We start from the raw sequence: 17,051 nt of genomic DNA on the forward strand, positions 1-17,051 counted from the left end.
CCCATCCTGACGACATTCGAACGGAAGAGAACGACATGGACACCACGCTTGCCACATTCGAGAAAGACGTCATCGAGGCGTCGCTGGACGCACCCGTGCTGGTCGACTTCTGGGCGCCGTGGTGCGGCCCCTGCAAGACGCTCGGCCCGCTGCTGGAAAAGCTCGAAGGCGACTACGAAGGCCGCTGGAAGCTCGTGAAGGTCAACGTCGACGAGAACCAGGAGCTCGCCGCGCACTTCCAGACCCGCAGCATCCCGCACGTGATCGCGTTCGCCGACGGGCGCCCCGTCGACCAGTTCGTCGGCGTGCTGCCCGAAGGCCAGCTGCGCGCCTTTCTCGACCGGCTGCTGCCGGCCCCCGAGGAAGCCGAGCGGCGTGCCGCGCAGTACGCGATGGCCGAAGAGCGCTACGACGACGCGCTCACGCACCTCGAGGCGGCGCTCGCACTGAACCCCGGCTTCGACGACGCACGCCTCGACCTGATCGAACTGCTGCTCGCGAGCAACCAGGTCGACGCGGCGCGCGCCGAAACCGAACGCCTGTCGCCGCAGATCGTGCAAGCCGGCGACCCGCGTTTCCAGGCGATCAAGACCCGTTTCGACGCACTCGAGGCCACGGCCGACCTGCCGCCGACCGACGCGCTCGAAGCGCGCATCGCGGCCAACCCGGCCGATCTCGACGCGCGTTTCGATCTCGCGCAGAGCCTGATCGCGCGGCGGGCGTATGAAGGTGCACTGGAGCAGTTGCTGGAAATCGTCACGCGCGACCGCGCGTACGGCGACGATCTCGGCCGCCGCACGATGATCTCGGTGTTCGAGCTGGCCGGCGATCGCCCGGACCTCGTCGCCGGGTGGCGGCGCAGGCTGAGCATGGCGCTCAACTGATGGTCGACCGGCCGGGCCGCAACGGCCCGGCTGCGGGCAGCCCCGCACGGCATGTGACGCACATCACGCGCCGCAACATCGCGTCGACGCCCGCGCGTCGCGGCCTCAGCCGGCGGCTTGCGCCGCGATCGCGCGCAGCGCATGCGCGGCGGCCGCGAAGCCGAAGCTCGCGGTCACGCACACGCTCGAACCGAATCCTGCACAGTTGAGCCCCGCGACGTGCGCGGCCGCGGACGGCTCGGCGCCGTCCTCGAGGTCGCAAGCGGCGGCTTCCGGATAGATCAGCGGCTCGTCCGAATACACGGCGCTGACCTTGAAACGCGCCTTCGGCCCGCGCGGAAAGCCGTGCTGCTTGCGCAACTGCGCGCGCACCTTCGACAGCAGCGGATCCTGGATCGTCAGCGCGAGATCGTCGATCCGGATGCGCGTCGGGTCGAGCTGGCCGCCCGCGCCGCCGACCACGACGAGCGGCTGACGCTTCGCGACACACCACGCGATCAGCGCGACCTTCGTGCGCACGCTGTCGATCGCGTCGATCACGTAGTCGAAACCGCCGCCGAGCAGTGCGTCGAAATTGTCGGGCTCGACGAAATCCTCGATCCGGTTCACCCGGCACGCGGGATCGATCAGCGCGATCCGCTCGGCCATCGCGTCGACCTTCGGCTTGCCGTAATTGCCGTCGAGCGCGTGGATCTGCCGGTTCGTATTGCTTTCCGCGACGTTGTCGAGATCGATCAGCGTCAGCGTGCCGACCGCGTTGCGCGCGAGCGCCTCGGCCACCCACGACCCGACGCCGCCGATCCCGACCACCGCAACGTGCGCGCGCTCGAACGCGGCGGCGGCCGGCGCGCCGTACAGCCGCGCGACGCCGCCGAAACGCCGCGCTCGATCCACGTCAAGCTGGATTTCCGGGGTCGGGGTAAGATCAGAGGAACTGGGCGGGGCAGTGTCGGCGGCAGACATGGCAGCAAGGAAATCGTAAGTCGTGCAGCCCTCTATTTTGCCTGAACTCCCCGCTCGCACGCGCCACTGTGCACGCACGTTTCTCACGCGTTGGCTACAATGGTTCCAGATTGAAGCGTTTGCATAACATGACGACTCTCGCCGATCTCCGCATCAATTACTCACGTGCTTCGCTCGACGAAGCCGATGTCGCCCACGACCCCTTCGCCCAGTTCGATCGCTGGTTCAAGGAGGCGCTCGCCGCCAAGCTGCCCGAGCCGAACACGATGACGCTCGCGACCGTCGGCGACGACGGCCGGCCGTCGGCACGCATCGTGCTGATCAAGGGCGTCGACGAACGCGGGTTCGTCTTCTTCACCAATTACGAAAGCCGCAAGGGGCACGATCTCGCCGTGCATCCGCAGGCAGCGCTGCTGTTCTACTGGATCGAGCTCGAGCGCCAGGTGCGCATCGAAGGCCGGATCGAGAAAACCAGCGCCGAGGAAAGCGACCGCTACTTCGCGTCGCGCCCGCTCGGCTCGCGCATCGGTGCATGGGCGTCCGATCAGAGCGCCGTGATCGACAGCCGCGCGACACTCGAAGCGCAGGAAAAGGCCGTCAGCGAACGCTACGGCGACAACCCGCCGCGCCCGCCCCACTGGGGCGGCTACCGTCTCGTGCCCGACTCGATCGAGTTCTGGCAGGGCCGCCCGTCGCGGCTGCACGACCGCCTGCTCTATACGCGCGACGTCGACACGTCGCCGGGCTGGTCGATCTCGCGCCTGTCGCCGTAAGCGCGGCGCCGGCGCATGCCGGTCGTGTCTCGTGTTGCATCCGGGCGCCCGCCTCGCAAGCGACGGGCGCCGGTCAAGATACTTGGCTGTATTCGATTCAACGAACAAACGGAGAATCCAAATGTTCTGGGAAAAGAAGCTGGCACAGTGGGCGGACGAAGTACGGGCGAAAGCGAACATACCGGCGCGCCTCGTGCTGTGGAACGGCGATCAACTCGATTTCGGCACCTTCAGCGCGCCGCAGGTCACGCTGAAGGTGAACAGCGCGTCGGCATTGCCGCTCTTGCTCGAACCGAGCCTCGACAATCTCGGCGAGGCGTACGTGAAAGGCAAGATCGACATCGAGGGCAAGGTGTCGGACATCATCAACATCGGCTACTCGCTCGCTCGCAGCACGGTGACGAGCGCGAGCAAGCTCGCGCGCGTGAAGCGCTACTTCAGCCACACGAAGAACACCGACAGGAAGGCGATCCAGTATCACTACGACGTCTCGAACGAGTTCTACAAGTTGTGGCTCGACGAGAACATGGTGTACTCGTGCGCCTACTTCGAGAACGGCGACGAGGATCTTGCCACCGCGCAGATCAAGAAGATCGACCACATCCTGACGAAGATCCAGTTGCAGCCCGGCCAGCGCCTGCTCGACATCGGCTGCGGCTGGGGGGCGCTCGTGCTGCGCGCCGCGCAGAAGTTCGGCGCGCAGTGCCTGGGCGTCACGCTGTCGCAAAACCAGTTCGACCTCGCGACCGCGCGCGTGAAGGCCGCCGGGCTGGAGGACAGGATCGAGATCCGGCTCCAGGATTACCGCGAGATCGACGGCCAGTTCGACCGCATCACGAGTGTCGGGATGTTCGAGCACGTCGGGCGCAAAAACCTGCCGCTCTATTTCTCGCGGGTCCACGACCTGCTTGCCGACGACGGCATCGCGATGAACCACGGGATCACGTCGACCGATGCGGAAAGCGGCGAGACGGCGCTCGGTGGCGGCGAGTTCATCGATCGCTACGTGTTCCCGGACGGCGAGCTGCCGCACATCAGCCTCGCGCTGGAAGCCGCGCAGCGCGGCGGACTGGAAGCGATTGACGTCGAAAGCCTGCGACGGCACTATGCGCGCACGCTCGACATCTGGACGGAAAACTTCGAGGCGAAGGCGGAAGCCGCGCGACAACTCGTCGACGACGAGAAATTCCGCATCTGGCGCGTGTATCTCGCCGGCTGCGCGTATGCGTTCGAGCACGACGACGTGTCGATCTTCCAGATCGTGTGCCGCAAGGCCGGGCGCAGCGCGAAAACGCTGCCGTGGTCGCGGCGCTATATGTACGAACACGCGCTGCCGCGCTAGGCGGCGCTTCACGCTGGGCATGCATGGGTGACGGCAGGACGCGGCGCAAGACGCCGCCCGAACGACAGCAGCACGACGACGAGCACGCGCCGCACGCCGACGGGCAATTCGACCTGTTCGGCGTGCCGGCCGATGCTGCACGTGCGTCGCCGGAGGACGATGGCCTGCCCGCCAACACCGACGAACACGTGAAACCGGACGCGCCTGACGACGCGCAGCCGGCACCGCGCACCCGCACCAGCGCCCCTTCCTCCGACGAAACACCGCCTGCCGCTTCCGGCCTGCTGTGGGACGAACCGTCCCCGCCGGCCGCGCCGCCGAAGAAAGGCCGGCGCCGACGCGGCGTGCTGCCCGCGCCGATCGCGCCGGATGTGGCCGACGCAGCGGCCGGCCTGCCGCCGAACGTTCGGCTCGGCACGTCGTCGTGGTACTTCCCCGGCTGGGACGGCATCGTCTACGACGGCGATTTCGCGCAGACCAAGCTGTCGCGCGAAGGGCTCGAAGCATACGGCGCGCATCCGCTGTTGAGGAGCGTGAGCCTCGACCGGTCGTTCTACGGCCCGCTGTCCGTCGCCGACTACCTGCGCTACGCGCAGCAGGTGCCCGACGATTTCCGCTTCGTCGTGAAGGCACCGGCATCGGTGACCGACGCGGTCGTCCGCGGCCGGCGCGGCGAGCCGTCGGGGCCGAACCCGACCTTCCTCGACGCGCAGCTCGCCACCCGCGAATTCGTGCAGCCGTGCCTCGAAGGGCTCGGCCGGAAAGCCGGCGTGCTCGTGTTCCAGTTCTCGCCGCTGCCCGACTCGCTGCTCGCCCGGCCGGCCGCGCTGATCGACCGCCTCGCCGCGTTCTTCGCGGCGCTGCCGCCGCTGCCGCCGGAAGCCGACGGCACCCGCTATGCGATCGAGATTCGCGACGCGAGCCTGCTCACGCCGCGCTTCATCCGCGCACTCGCCGCGCTCGGCGTGCGCTACTGCGTCGGCCTGCATGCGCGGATGCCCGACCCGCTGCGCCAGGCGGCCGCGCTCGCGCTGCTCGACGGCGACGCGCCGGGCCCGCTGATCGTGCGCTGGAGCCTGCACGGCGGCTTCAAGTACGAACAGGCGAAAGCGAAATACGAGCCGTTCGACAAGCTCGTCGACGAAGATCCGGCCACGCGCTCGGCGCTCGCCGAACTGGCCGCGCGCTATGCGCTGGCCGGGCAGCCGGTGATCATCACGATCAACAACAAGGCGGAAGGCTCCGCGCCGCTGTCGTGCATCGCGCTCGCGCGCGAGATCGCCGCCGCGTGCGCGCAGTGGCGCAACGAGGCGGCCTGACGCGCGGTTGCGGCGGTTCCCGCCGTTCGCGCGCTTACGCGCCGCGCAGCGACTTCAGCCGGTGCGAGAACTTCTGCCGGAATTTCGCGAGCTTCGGCCCGATCACGACCGAGCAGTAGCCCTGCCCCGGGTTACGCGCGTAATAGTTCTGGTGATAATCCTCGGCCGGCCAGTAGTTGCCGTCTAGCGGCACGACCTGCGTGACGATCGGCTGGCCGAACACCTGCTCGCGTTCCAGCTCGCGGATCACGTCGAGCGCCGTGTCGCGCTGCGCGTCCGAATGCGTGAACACGACCGACCGGTACTGCGTGCCGACGTCGTTGCCCTGCCGGTTCAACTGGGTCGGATCGTGCGTCGCGAAGAAGATCTCGAGGATCTCGCGATAGCCGATGCGCGCCGGATCGAACGTCACGTTGACGACTTCCGCATGGCCCGTGTCGCCTTCGCAGATGTCGCGATAGCCGGGATTGCGCGTATGGCCGCCCGCGTAGCCCGACTGGACGGCCGTCACGCCGTCGACGTCGAGAAACACCGCCTCCGTGCACCAGAAACACCCGCCTCCCAATGTCGCGGTTTCAAGCATCTCGTTCACCATGAAATCAGTCCCTCGTTGATGTCGGCAGCCGGCACGCATGCGCCGGCGCCGTCGTTACGCCTCGCCGCTGCCCGCGCGTGGTGCGCGGCGCAGCGGCACGCCGACAAGTATCTCACTCGCGTGCGAACCTGGCCGTTCGGACAGGTGCCGCACGCGACCGGCACGCCCTTTTCTCGTCTACACTTAGGCACGCGCAAATGCGACGGCCAACCCGTCGTCCCGCGCAAGGCGCCCGATGCGTGCCCGACCCTGATGCAAACATCATCTGCCGGAACATCGATATGCATGCCTTAACAGCAATCACCCACATCGCCCGCCCGGCCGTCGCCGCGTCGCGGGCCGCCGCTTCGACTGCGCCACCACCTTGTCGTGCATCCGTCTCACCCCGCGTGCGGCGATCCGGTACACCGCCTTTATTCGCTTCCACGATCTGATGCGCGGCGCCGCACGTGTCGCCGACGCGTGCATCCGCCTGCCGATCGCTCCCGCCGGCGTGATGCGCGCCGTGCGGCAACCCCGACCCGCACGCCCGCAACGAACGGCCGTGCGTCCATGATCCGACACCATCGAGAGGGCATCACCATGAGCATGCGGCCAGACCCGACGTTTCACGCTTCGCCCGAGCTTGCGATGCAGGCGCCGGCGGAAGAGTTTGCCTATACGTTGTTGCTGAGCCCCGATTTTTCCAGACCCGACGCGCTCGCCGTGATCGACGTGAAGCCCGGCTCGCCGACCTACGGAAAAATCGTGCATACGGTGACGATGCCGAACACCGGCGACGAGTTTCACCACTTCGGCTGGAATGCCTGTTCGTCGTCGTTGTCGCCGCTGACCGGGCACGCGTTCCTCGAACGCCGCTTCCTGATCATCCCCGGCCTGCGCTCGTCGCGCATCTACGTGATCGACACGAAACCGCATCCGACGCAGGCGCGCATCCACAAGATCATCGAACCCGACGAGATCTTCGCGAAGACCGGCTATTCGCGGCCGCATACCGTTCACTGCGGGCCCGAGGGCATCTACGTGAGCACGCTCGGCGGTGCGGGCAAGGACGGCACCGACGGTGCGCCCGGCATCTTCATCATGGATTGCGAAACCTTCGACGTGCTCGGCCGCTGGGAGATCGACCGCGGCCCGCAGGACAAGCATTACGACTTCTGGTGGAACCTGCCGCGCGACTACATGGTGTCGAGCGAATGGGCGCTGCCGCCGCAATTCGAGAACGGGATCGTGCCCGAGGACCTGCTCGCGAACAAATACGGGCACCGGCTGCATTTCTGGGACCTGCGCGCGCGGCGCAACGTGCAGACGATCGATCTCGGTGCGCAGCACCAGATGGCGCTCGAGGTGCGGCCCGCGCACGACCCGGCGCGCGAATACGGGTTCGTCGGCGTCGTCGTCGACACGACGAATCTCGAAGGTTCGATCTGGACCTGGTGGCGCGAAGGCGGCAAATTCCATGTGAAGAAGACCGCGACGATCCCGGCCGAGCCGGCCGCGGCCGACGAACTGCCGCCGCTGCTGAAATCGTTCGGCGCCGTGCCGCCGCTCGTGACCGACATCGACCTGTCGCTCGACGACCGCTTCCTCTACGTGTCGTGCTGGGGCACCGGCGAGATGCGCCAGTACGACGTATCGGACCCGCACAACCCGGTGCTCGCGGGGTCGGTCCGCATCGGCGGCATCGCGCGCCGTGCGCCGCACTCGAACGGCCGCGCATTCGCGGGCGGCCCGCAGATGGTCGAGATCAGCCGCGACGGCCGGCGCGTGTACTGGACCAACTCGCTCTATTCGACGTGGGACGACCAGTTTTATCCGGATGGCGTGCCGGGCGCGCAGGTGCTCGCGCATGTGGGGCCGGAAGGCGGGCTGACGCTCGCCAACGACTACTGGGTCGAGTTCCCCGACGGCTATCGCGCGCACCAGATCCGGCTCGAAGGCGGCGACTGCTCGACCGACTCGTTCTGCTATCCGTCGGTCAAGCGTTGAACGCCGGCCTTCACGCCCAGTTCGCGCTGTGGGCGGCCGTGCTCGTGAGCGGGGTGTATCACGGGCTCAACCCCGCGATGGGCTGGCCGCTCGCGGTGTCGAACGCGCTGATGACGCGCCGCGGCGGCGCGCTCGTCGCGGCGCTCGGCTATCTCGCGCTCGGCCACGCGCTCGCGGTCTTCGCGGTGATGCTGCCGTTCGGGTTGCTCGCCGCACTGCTCGCCTGGCAGTCGGCGATCCGGATCGGCGCGAGCGCGCTCGTAATCGGCTTCGGCGCCGTGCTGCTGATCCGGCGCCGGCATCCGCGTGCGCTCGCGCGGATCCCGCCCGCGCGGCTCGGCCTGTGGTCGTTCGCGGTCGCGATCGCGCATGGCGCGGGATTGATGCTGGTGCCGATCTACCTCGGGCTCTGCGGGCTCGACCAGGACGCCGGCCACCGGGCGGCGGCCGCGCTCGTCGATGCGCATCTCGGGATGGCGCTCGTCGTCGCGGCCGTGCATGCGATCGCGATGATCGGCGCCGGCGGCGGGCTCGCGTGGCTCGTGTACCGCTATCTCGGGCTGAAGTTCGTGTCGCGGAGCTGGTTCAATCTCGACGCGGTGTGGGCGTCGAGCCTGATCGTGACGGGCGCGCTGTCGCTCGGGTTTGCGGCGGCGCGATAGCGAGGGAGTCGGTGGCTTGGTTTCGCGGTTTCGCTGTTTCGCGGTTTGGTAGATCAGAGAAGCGGCAGGTGACTGAACCCGCTACCCGGCACGAAACCGCGACAAAACGGGCTCCCCGACTCGCGCCCCATCGCGATCCCGGCCGCGCGCCGCAGTGTTCGCTACGTCACCCTATCCCCGCAATGCACCGTCCGGCCGGGCCCGACGGCCCCGATTCCGCTAAAATCGAGCGATGCGCACCACTTCCCACTCGACCGCCCTGTCGCCTTTCGTCCGCCGCGCCCGTCATGCTCGCGTCGCGCCGCGCCCGCCCGTCTCGTGCCGGATGGCTGCCCGATGAGCCAGGCCAATCCCCCGGATTTCGACGCGGCCGCCTTCCGGCAAGCACTCGGCCAGTTCGCAACGGGCGTGACGGTGATCACGACGCGCGCGCCGTCCGGGCAGCTGATCGGCATCACCGCCAGCTCGTTCAACTCGGTATCGCTCGATCCACCGCTCGTGTTGTGGAGCCTCGCGCACAAATCGGCGTCGACGCCCGTGTTCCGCGGCAACAGCCACTATGTGGTGAACGTACTCGCGGCATCGCAGCTCGACCTGTGCAAGCGCTTCTCGACCTACAAGGGCGACCGCTTCGAAGGGATCGCGCATGCGGCCGGCAACTCCGGGATGCCCGTGCTCGACGGCGCGCTGGCATGGTTCGAATGCCACAACCGCAGCCGCTATGACGAAGGCGACCACGTGATCTTCGTCGGCGAAGTCGAACGCTGCGGCGTGCGCGCCGCCTCGGACACGACGCCGCCGCTCGTGTTCCACGGCGGCGGCTTCCACGGCCTTACACCGCTTTGATCGCCCCCGTGCGCGCCAGCCCGACCGGCGCGCCGGCTTCGTCCTTCAGCGTCTGCAGCACGATGTTCGAACGGATGTCCATCACCCCGGGCGCCTTGTAGAGCCGGTTCAGCACGAAATCCGAATAGTGCTTGAGGTTGTGCGCGAGCACGCGCAGCAGATAGTGGCTCTCGCCCGTCACGACGAACGCGCCGACCACCTCCGGCCATTCGCGCAGCGCTTCCGCGAAGCGCTCGTGCCATTGATTTTCTTCGTTGCGCATCGATACCTGCACGAACGCCTCGAGCTCGAAGCCGAGCTTTTCGCGGCTCAGGCACGCGCGATAGTGCTCGATCACGCCCTGCTCCTCGAGCAGGCGCATGCGGCGCAGGCAGGCGGATGGCGAAAGCGAAATCCGTTCCGCCAGGTCGAGATTGCTGATTCTGCCCTCTTCCTGCAGTACCGCCAGAATCCGGCAGTCGGTGGCATCGAGCGTGATCGCGTGCATTTATGGTCCCCGTTTTCCCTCTGAGTCGAATTATCTGCCAATCCGGCGGATTGTCCATGTTTATTTCGCAAGCACTTTCTGCGAGCGTCCACCTATCATTCGAAGCATCGACTCACCGAATCGTCATGCCATGGACACCCTCTGGGACATCTCGCCGCCCGTCAGCCCAGCCACCCCCGTGTGGCCGGGCGATACGCCGGTTTCCGTCGAACGCGTGTGGCGGATGGAGGCCGGTTCGCCGGTCAACGTCGCACGCCTGACGCTGTCGCCGCACACCGGCGCGCACTGCGACGCGCCGCTGCACTACGACGCCGACGGCGCGCCGATCGGCGCCGTACCGCTCGATACCTACCTCGGCCCGTGCCGCGTGATCCATTGCATTGGCGCCTCGCCGGTCGTGCAACCGGCCGATGTCGTGGCCGCGCTCGACGGCGTGCCGCCGCGCGTACTGCTGCGCACCTATGCGCGCGCCAGCGTCGAGCAGTGGGACAGCCACTTCTGCGCAGTCGCGCCCGAGACCGTCGACCTGCTCGCCGCGCACGGTGTGAAGCTGATCGGCATCGATACGCCGTCGCTCGACCCGCAGGAATCGAAGACGATGGATGCGCATCACCGTGTGCGCGCGCACCGGATGGCAATCCTCGAAGGCATCGTGCTCGACGACGTGCCGCCCGGCGACTACGAACTGATTGCACTGCCGCTGAAGTTCGCGACGCTCGACGCGAGCCCCGTGCGCGCGGTGCTGCGCGCGCTGCCCGCGCGTGCCTCCTGATTACCCCGACTGACAACCCCACATCATGATCAAGACCCGTGAAGACGCACTCGCGCTCGACCGCGACGATCCGCTCGCCCCGCTGCGCGACCAGTTCTCCCTGCCCGACGGCGTGATCTACCTCGACGGCAACTCGCTCGGTGCACAGCCGCGCGCGTCGGCCGCCCGCGCGCAGCAGGTGATCGCCGCCGAATGGGGCGAAGGCCTGATCCGCAGCTGGAACACGGCCGGCTGGTTCGCGCTGCCGCGCCGTCTCGGCGACAAGCTCGCGACGCTGATCGGCGGCGCCCCCGGCGAAACGGTCGTCACCGATACCATCTCGATCAACCTGTTCAAGCTGCTGTCGGCGATGGTGCGCCACCAGGCCGAGCGCGCGCCCGAGCGCCGCGTGATCGTGTCGGAACGCTCGAACTTCCCGACCGACCTGTATATCGCGCAGGGGCTGATCGAACAGCTCGGCGGCGACTACGAACTGCGCCTGATCGACGACCCGGCCGACCTGCCCGGCGCGCTCGGCGCAGACACGGCCGTCGCGATGATCACGCACGTGAACTACCGCACCGGCTACATGCACGACATGCCGGCCGTCACGCAGCTCGTGCACGACGCGGGCGCGCTGATGCTGTGGGATCTCGCGCACTCGGCCGGCGCGGTGCCGGTCGACCTGAACGGCGCGCGCGCGGACGGCGCGGTCGGCTGCACGTACAAGTACCTGAACGGCGGCCCCGGTTCGCCTGCATTCGTGTGGGTGCCGCAGCGCCATCATGCGCACTTCTCGCAGCCACTGTCCGGCTGGTGGGGCCACCGCGCACCGTTCGCGATGCAGCCGGGCTTCGCGCCCGATCCGGGCATCGCGCGCTTCCTGTGCGGCACGCAGCCGATCGTGTCGATGTCGATGGTCGAATGCGGGCTCGACGTGTTCCTGCAAACCGACATGCAGGCGATCCGCCGCAAGTCGCTCGCGCTGACCGATGCGTTCATCGCGCTCGTCGAAGCGCGTTGCGCGGGCCTGTCGCTGAAGCTCGTGACGCCGCGCGCGCATCACCAGCGCGGCTCGCAGGCGAGCTTCGAGCATCCGCACGGCTACGAGGTGATGCAGGCGCTGATCGCGCGCGGCGTGATCGGCGACTACCGCGAGCCGTACGTGCTGCGCTTCGGCTTCACGCCGCTTTATGTGCGCTTCGCCGACGTGTGGGACGCCGTCGAGACGCTGCGCGACATCCTCGCCACCGACGCGTGGAAGGCGCCCGAGTTCGCCGAACGCGGCGCGGTGACCTGACCGGCCTTGCCCGGCGCGGCGCGCAACCACGCGGATTGCGCGCCGCGCCCCGTCATTCAAATCTGGAGATAGTCGTGAATTCTGGTCATATGCAGCCACCCGGCGGCGACGCGCCGGCGGGCTGCCCGTTCTCGGGCGCACGCGCCGCTCAACCGGCACAATCCGCGCACGAAGCGCCGCACGTGCCCGGCGATGCCGCTGAAGCCGGCTGGCACAACGCGCAGCTCGATTTCTCGAAGTCGATGAGCTACGGCGACTACCTGTCGCTGAATTCGATCCTCGATGCGCAGCATCCGCTGTCGCCCGATCACAACGAGATGCTGTTCATCATCCAGCATCAGACGAGCGAGCTGTGGATGAAGCTCGCGCTGTTCGAGCTGCGCGGCGCGCTCGACGCGGTGCGCACCGACGCGCTGCCGCCCGCGTTCAAGATGCTCGCGCGCGTGTCGCGGATCCTCGAGCAACTCGTGCAGGCGTGGAGCGTGCTGTCGACGATGACGCCGTCCGAGTATTCGGCGATGCGGCCGTATCTCGGGCAGTCGTCGGGCTTCCAGTCGTATCAGTATCGCCAGCTCGAATTCCTGCTCGGCAACAAGAACGTGCAGATGCTGCAGCCGCATGCGCACCGGCCCGACATCCTCGAACAAGTGCGCGCGACGCTCGAAGCGCCGTCGTTCTACGACGAAGTCGTCCGCCTGCTCGCGCGGCGCGGCTTCCCGATCGCGCAAGCGCGGCTCGAGCGTGACTGGACGCAACCGACGCAGCACGACGAAACGGTCGAGGCCGCGTGGCTCGAGGTCTACCGTCATCCGCAGCAGCACTGGGAGCTCTACGAGATGGCCGAGGAACTCGTCGATCTCGAGGATGCGTTCCGCCAGTGGCGCTTCCGTCACGTGACGACCGTCGAGCGCATCATCGGCTTCAAGCAGGGCACGGGCGGCACCAGCGGCGCGCCGTACCTGCGCAAGATGCTCGACGTCGTGCTGTTCCCCGAGCTCTGGCACGTGCGCACCACGCTGTAACGCGCCACGCGCCCGTGGGCCCGCCCGCCGTCACGACGACGTGCGGGCCAGTTCCTCCCCTTCGCGCGGCTGCACCGCGGCTCGTGAAAGTCGCGGGATATGCCGTCGCACGACGAGCAGCGCGACGCAGACAACGCCCATCGCGATCGCCAGCATCGTCAGATAGGCCGTGGCGCCCCCCGTGGTGATCACGATCGCGCCCGCGAACGCACTGAGGATCGCACCGAGCCGGCCGAACGCGAGCGCGCTTGCCGTGCCCGTTGCGCGCACGGCGGTCGGGTAGATGTACGCACAGAGCGCATACATCGTCGACTGCACCGCGTTGACGAACAGCCCGTGCAGGCCGAGCCCGACGATCAGCCAGCCCGTGTGGCGGCTTGCATCGACACCCATCAGCCACACCGCACTCGCCGCGCCGCCGATGCTGCACAGCACGAGCGGCCAGCGCGACCCGGCATGCGTGATCACCCACGCACACAGCAGCGCGCCGATCACGCCGCCGAGGTTGTACGCGGTGAGCCCGGAACCCGCGACCGACACGCTCAGCCCGCTTGCGGCCAGCATCGTCGGCAGCCAGCTGAACGCCGCATACACGGCGAGCAGACACATGAAGAAGGCGCACCACAGCGCGATCGTGTCACGCGCCTGACCGCTCGCGAACAGCGCGCCGAAGCCACCGCGGCCGCCTGCCGCGCGTGCGTCCTTCAGGTCGGTAAATGCGGTGCCCGGCGCAACGGGCCGCTCCATCCGCGCGAGCAGCGCGCCAAGTTCCGGCCAGCGCGCGGGGCGCCGTACAAGATAGCGCGGCGATTCGGGCAGCGCACGCACGAGCACGAAGCCGAGCACGAGCGGCAACGCGCCGCCCGCGAAGAACAGCCCGCGCCAGCCGTAGCGCGGCAGCACCTCGTGCGCGAACAGGCCGGCCAGCATCCCGCCGAGCGGCACGCAGACGATCGTCGCGGTCACCATCATCGTGCGGCGCCGCGCGGGCGTGTATTCGGCCGTCATCGTCGTGGCGGTCGGCAATGCACCGCCGATCCCGAGCCCGGCACAGAAACGCAGCACCGCGATCGCCGTGACGTCCGGTGCGAAACCGATCGCGCAGGTCGCGATGCCGAACAGGAACACGCTGCCGATCACGGCCTGGCGACGGCCGAAGCGGTCCGCGACGATCCCCGCGCACGCGCTGCCGATGCCCATCCCGATCAGTCCGGCAGCCACCGCTGGCGCGAATGCGCCGCGCGTGATGCCCCATTCGCGGATCAGCACCGGAATCGCGAAGCCGATCAGCTGGCCGTCGAAGCCATCAAGCACGATCGCGAGCGCGGAGAGCAGCACCACACCACGCTGCATCGCCGTGAACGGCCCGTCGTCGAGGGTCGTGCCGATGTCGACCGGCGGCGGCTGCAATCCGTCGCGCGTGCTCATGCGGCCTCCGGTGCACCGCATGCTGGCGGCAACGTGCGCGAGCAGCGCGCGGCAAGACAACGGCATTCGATGGTTTTCATGGTGTCTCCGGTTGTCCGGGCTGGCGCGGTGGCGCGTGCCCGAATCTCGTGCTGCGCAGTCGGCCGGCGTCAACGCATCGGCGCCGGCCCCGGTGTCTCGTCCAACCCGTCCCGATCCGGCGCCGTCGCCTGCGCGCGACGCACCCGTCTCGTCGTGCGGCGCAAGCCGGCCGCCGGCCTGATGCTCAGTCGATCCGTGCGTCGATCAGCCGGACGAGCGCGAGCAGCGTCTCGGCATGCGGCACCGCGACACCGGCTTCCCGCGCGGCCGCGACGACCTTGCCGCTGATCGCGTCGATTTCCGTGCGACGGCCCGCAAGCACGTCCTGCAGCATCGACGGGCGATGGCCGCGATGCTCGCGGATCGCATGCTCGACGTTGCGCGCGATGCGTTCGCCGTCTACCGCGATCCCCTTCGCGCGGGCGACGGCGGCCACCTCGGCCGCGATCGCGAGCGCGAGCCGCGGCCCGTCGTGGTGATTGCCGAGCTGGTCGACCGTGCAGCCCGTCGCCGCGCACAGCGTGTTGAGCGCCGCGTTGAACGCGACCTTCTCCCAGATCGCGGCCCAAACGTCGACATCCAGCGTGCACGCGAGCCCTGCGCGCGACAGCGTATCGGCCACGGCCGTCGCGAACGGGCGTGCCACGCCGTCAGCCATCATCATGCGGATCGTGCCCGCGCCGTGCGAGCGCACGTGCGCGGGCCCCGCGGCGTCGGCCGGCCACGTCGTCACGCCGACCAGGATGCGTTCGAGCGGCACGAACGGACTCAGCGTCTCGACGTTGCCGAGTCCGTTCTGCAGCGTCAGCACATGCGTGTGCGGCGTCAGCAGCGCACGCACGCCGTCGAGCGCGGTGCGCGTATGCAGCGACTTCGTGAAGACGATCAGCAGGTCGAACGGTGCATCGGCCGATGCGACCGCATCCGCATTCGCGGCTTCCGGCCGCACGGCCTGCAACGTACGAACGCGCCGTTCACCGCGATCGTCGTCGATACGCAGCCCGTCGCGGCGAATCGCATCGAGATGCGCGTCGTTCACGTCGATCAACGTGACGGCCTCGCCGCTTTCGGCCAGCAGCGCGCCGAACAGCGAGCCCATCGCGCCCGCGCCCAGAATCGCAATTCTCATCTTCAGTGGCCTCGTCAGAACGGATAGTGGCGCGGTGCGGTCTGCACCGTAATCCAGCGCAGGTCGGTGAACGCCGCGATGCCGGCCTTGCCGCCGAAGTGGCCGAAGCCGCTGTCCTTCACGCCGCCGAACGGCATCTGCGCCTCGTCGTGCACGGTCGGACCGTTTATGTGGCAGATGCCCGATTCGATGCGTGCCGCGACGCGCATCGCACGCGCGACGTCGCGGCTGAACACGGCCGACGACAGCCCGAACGCGTTGTCGTTCGCGCAACGGATCGCGGCGTCCTCGCCGTCGACGCGCACGATGCCCTTCACCGGGCCGAACGATTCTTCCGCGTAGATGCGCATCGCCGGCGTCACATGGTCGAGCAGCGTGGCCGGGAACAGCGTGCTGTCGGTCTTGCCGCCGCACACGAGCGTCGCGCCGTGCGCGAGCGCATCGTCAATCAGCGCGTTGCAGCGCTCGACCGCCTTCATGTCGATCAGCGAACCGAGCACGACGGGCCCGTTGCGCGGATCGCCGAGCGGCAGCGACGCGGCCTTGCCGGCGAGCTTCGCGACGAACGCATCAGCGATCGACGCGTCGACGACGATGCGCTCCGTCGACATGCAGATCTGCCCGGAATTCGCGAACGCGCCGAACGCGGCCGCCGCTACCGCCGCGTCCAGATCGGCATCGTCGAGCACGACGAACGGCGCCTTGCCGCCGAGCTCCAGCACCGACGGTTTCAGGTGGCGCGCGCACGCTTCGGCGACGATCCTGCCGACACGCGTCGAGCCCGTGAAATTGACGCGGCGCACGGCCGGATGCGCGATCAATGCATCGACGACGGCACCCGCATCCTCGGGCGCGTTCGTCACGAAATTGACGACGCCCGGCGGCAACCCGGCCTCCTGCAGCGCCTCGACGATCAGCCCGTGCGTGACCGGGCACAGCTCCGAGCCCTTCAGCACGACCGTGTTGCCGCACGCGAGCGGCAGCGCGAGCGCGCGCGTCGCGAGGATCACCGGCGCGTTCCACGGCGCGATGCCGAGCACGACGCCCGCCGGCTGCCGTACGCCCATCGCGAGCGAACCGGGCACGTCGGACGGGATCAGCTCGCCGCCGACCTGGGTGGTCAGCGACGCGGCCTCGACGAGCCCGCTCGCGGCAAGGTGCACGTTGAAACCGGCCCACAGCGCGGATGCGCCCGTCTCGGCCGCCATCGCGGCAACGAACTGGTCGTGCTTCGCTTCGAGCGCGGCGGCCGCCTTCAGCAACAGCGTGCGGCGTGCGCCAGGGCCGAGCGCGGCCCAGTCGGGAAACGCGCGGGCGGCCGCGTCGGCCGCCGCACGCGCATCGTCGACGGTGCACGCGGGCGCGGCCGACGCGACTTCGCCGTCGAGCGGGTTGCGGCGCACGAAGGTCGCGCCGCTGGACGAATGGCGGCGTTCGCCGCCGATCAGCATCGATACGGTTTGCATGGAATCTCCGGGAG

Annotated in this window: 16 protein-coding genes; 10 read left to right on the forward strand and 6 right to left on the reverse strand. The window is 68.5% G+C overall.

The window, feature by feature from the left end:
- Positions 1-35 precede the first annotated feature (35 nt).
- A complete protein-coding gene (gene trxA, locus ACPTTF_RS13875) occupies positions 36-884 on the forward strand; it encodes a thioredoxin (protein ID WP_423371479.1) in 849 nt (282 codons plus the stop codon).
- A gap of 105 nt (positions 885-989) precedes the next feature.
- Here the strand turns inward: trxA and ACPTTF_RS13880 are convergent, their stop codons facing one another.
- A complete protein-coding gene (locus tag ACPTTF_RS13880) occupies positions 990-1,847 on the reverse strand; it encodes a tRNA threonylcarbamoyladenosine dehydratase (protein WP_423371480.1) in 858 nt (285 codons plus the stop codon).
- Positions 1,848-1,975: 128 nt separating this feature from the next.
- Here ACPTTF_RS13880 and pdxH point away from each other — a divergent pair, with 128 nt between their 5' ends.
- From pdxH to ACPTTF_RS13895, 3 genes are all read left to right on the forward strand, one after another.
- Positions 1,976-2,620: a pyridoxamine 5'-phosphate oxidase gene (gene pdxH / locus ACPTTF_RS13885; RefSeq protein WP_166963289.1), complete on the forward strand. Its 645-nt coding sequence runs from the start codon at positions 1,976-1,978 to the stop codon at positions 2,618-2,620.
- A gap of 121 nt (positions 2,621-2,741) precedes the next feature.
- The gene (locus ACPTTF_RS13890; protein ID WP_166963291.1) at positions 2,742-3,962 is read left to right on the forward strand and encodes an SAM-dependent methyltransferase; all 1,221 of its coding nucleotides are present in this window, start codon (positions 2,742-2,744) and stop codon (positions 3,960-3,962) included.
- A 23-nt stretch (positions 3,963-3,985) separates the two neighbouring features.
- Positions 3,986-5,281 (forward strand): DUF72 domain-containing protein, encoded by a 1,296-nt coding sequence (locus ACPTTF_RS13895; protein WP_423371481.1) that lies wholly within the window; start codon positions 3,986-3,988, stop codon positions 5,279-5,281.
- A gap of 34 nt (positions 5,282-5,315) precedes the next feature.
- On the opposite strand, the gene msrA is transcribed toward ACPTTF_RS13895, so the two are convergent.
- A complete protein-coding gene (gene msrA, locus ACPTTF_RS13900; RefSeq protein WP_041492935.1) occupies positions 5,316-5,876 on the reverse strand; it encodes a peptide-methionine (S)-S-oxide reductase MsrA in 561 nt (186 codons plus the stop codon).
- Positions 5,877-6,458: 582 nt separating this feature from the next.
- Here msrA and ACPTTF_RS13905 point away from each other — a divergent pair.
- The 3 genes from ACPTTF_RS13905 to ACPTTF_RS13915 all read left to right on the forward strand — a co-directional run bounded on the left by ACPTTF_RS13905 (position 6,459) and on the right by ACPTTF_RS13915 (position 9,373).
- Positions 6,459-7,865, forward strand: coding sequence for a selenium-binding protein SBP56-related protein (locus ACPTTF_RS13905; protein WP_423371482.1), 1,407 nt, complete (start codon positions 6,459-6,461; stop codon positions 7,863-7,865).
- Positions 7,862-8,527, forward strand: coding sequence for a hypothetical protein (locus ACPTTF_RS13910; protein WP_423371483.1), 666 nt, complete (start codon positions 7,862-7,864; stop codon positions 8,525-8,527). Before ACPTTF_RS13905 ends, ACPTTF_RS13910 begins: the two co-directional genes overlap by 4 nt.
- A gap of 336 nt (positions 8,528-8,863) precedes the next feature.
- A complete protein-coding gene (locus ACPTTF_RS13915; protein ID WP_166963299.1) occupies positions 8,864-9,373 on the forward strand; it encodes a flavin reductase family protein in 510 nt (169 codons plus the stop codon).
- Here the strand turns inward: ACPTTF_RS13915 and ACPTTF_RS13920 are convergent.
- Positions 9,360-9,860: an Lrp/AsnC family transcriptional regulator gene (locus tag ACPTTF_RS13920; RefSeq protein ID WP_006477992.1), complete on the reverse strand. Its 501-nt coding sequence runs from the start codon at positions 9,858-9,860 to the stop codon at positions 9,360-9,362. The genes ACPTTF_RS13915 and ACPTTF_RS13920 overlap by 14 nt on opposite strands.
- Before the next feature lie 130 nt (positions 9,861-9,990).
- Here ACPTTF_RS13920 and kynB point away from each other — a divergent pair, with 130 nt between their 5' ends.
- The 3 genes from kynB to kynA all read left to right on the forward strand — a co-directional run bounded on the left by kynB (position 9,991) and on the right by kynA (position 12,933).
- A complete protein-coding gene (gene kynB / locus ACPTTF_RS13925; protein WP_423371484.1) occupies positions 9,991-10,632 on the forward strand; it encodes an arylformamidase in 642 nt (213 codons plus the stop codon).
- Positions 10,633-10,657: 25 nt separating this feature from the next.
- Positions 10,658-11,911, forward strand: a complete 1,254-nt coding sequence (kynU, locus tag ACPTTF_RS13930; RefSeq protein ID WP_208102180.1) for a kynureninase — start codon at positions 10,658-10,660, stop codon at positions 11,909-11,911.
- 89 nt (positions 11,912-12,000) lie between these two features.
- Positions 12,001-12,933, forward strand: a complete 933-nt coding sequence (gene kynA / locus ACPTTF_RS13935; RefSeq protein WP_423371888.1) for a tryptophan 2,3-dioxygenase — start codon at positions 12,001-12,003, stop codon at positions 12,931-12,933.
- Positions 12,934-12,963: 30 nt separating this feature from the next.
- Here kynA and ACPTTF_RS13940 read toward each other — a convergent pair whose 3' ends face one another.
- From ACPTTF_RS13940 to ACPTTF_RS13950, 3 genes are all read right to left on the reverse strand, one after another.
- Complete coding sequence (locus ACPTTF_RS13940) at positions 12,964-14,361, reverse strand: MFS transporter (RefSeq protein ID WP_423371485.1); 1,398 nt, start codon at positions 14,359-14,361, stop codon at positions 12,964-12,966.
- Between the two features lie 265 nt (positions 14,362-14,626).
- The gene (locus tag ACPTTF_RS13945) at positions 14,627-15,571 is read right to left on the reverse strand and encodes a ketopantoate reductase family protein (RefSeq protein ID WP_423371486.1); all 945 of its coding nucleotides are present in this window, start codon (positions 15,569-15,571) and stop codon (positions 14,627-14,629) included.
- Positions 15,572-15,585: 14 nt separating this feature from the next.
- Positions 15,586-17,037: an aldehyde dehydrogenase gene (locus ACPTTF_RS13950; RefSeq protein ID WP_423371487.1), complete on the reverse strand. Its 1,452-nt coding sequence runs from the start codon at positions 17,035-17,037 to the stop codon at positions 15,586-15,588.
- Positions 17,038-17,051: the final 14 nt, after the last annotated feature.

The organism is Burkholderia crassaminum (genome assembly GCF_964265005.1).
Lineage (GTDB): Bacteria > Pseudomonadota > Gammaproteobacteria > Burkholderiales > Burkholderiaceae > Burkholderia.

Coding starts and splice junctions, on each gene's coding strand:
- trxA (WP_423371479.1), top strand. CDS start 36: ATGGACACCACGCTTGCCACATTCGAGAAAGACGTCATCGAGGCGTCG.
- ACPTTF_RS13880 (WP_423371480.1), bottom strand. CDS start 1,847: ATGTCTGCCGCCGACACTGCCCCGCCCAGTTCCTCTGATCTTACCCCG.
- pdxH (WP_166963289.1), top strand. CDS start 1,976: ATGACGACTCTCGCCGATCTCCGCATCAATTACTCACGTGCTTCGCTC.
- ACPTTF_RS13890 (WP_166963291.1), top strand. CDS start 2,742: ATGTTCTGGGAAAAGAAGCTGGCACAGTGGGCGGACGAAGTACGGGCG.
- ACPTTF_RS13895 (WP_423371481.1), top strand. CDS start 3,986: ATGGGTGACGGCAGGACGCGGCGCAAGACGCCGCCCGAACGACAGCAG.
- msrA (WP_041492935.1), bottom strand. CDS start 5,876: ATGGTGAACGAGATGCTTGAAACCGCGACATTGGGAGGCGGGTGTTTC.
- ACPTTF_RS13905 (WP_423371482.1), top strand. CDS start 6,459: ATGAGCATGCGGCCAGACCCGACGTTTCACGCTTCGCCCGAGCTTGCG.
- ACPTTF_RS13915 (WP_166963299.1), top strand. CDS start 8,864: ATGAGCCAGGCCAATCCCCCGGATTTCGACGCGGCCGCCTTCCGGCAA.
- ACPTTF_RS13920 (WP_006477992.1), bottom strand. CDS start 9,860: ATGCACGCGATCACGCTCGATGCCACCGACTGCCGGATTCTGGCGGTA.
- kynB (WP_423371484.1), top strand. CDS start 9,991: ATGGACACCCTCTGGGACATCTCGCCGCCCGTCAGCCCAGCCACCCCC.
- kynU (WP_208102180.1), top strand. CDS start 10,658: ATGATCAAGACCCGTGAAGACGCACTCGCGCTCGACCGCGACGATCCG.
- kynA (WP_423371888.1), top strand. CDS start 12,001: ATGCAGCCACCCGGCGGCGACGCGCCGGCGGGCTGCCCGTTCTCGGGC.
- ACPTTF_RS13940 (WP_423371485.1), bottom strand. CDS start 14,361: ATGAGCACGCGCGACGGATTGCAGCCGCCGCCGGTCGACATCGGCACG.
- ACPTTF_RS13945 (WP_423371486.1), bottom strand. CDS start 15,571: ATGAGAATTGCGATTCTGGGCGCGGGCGCGATGGGCTCGCTGTTCGGC.
- ACPTTF_RS13950 (WP_423371487.1), bottom strand. CDS start 17,037: ATGCAAACCGTATCGATGCTGATCGGCGGCGAACGCCGCCATTCGTCC.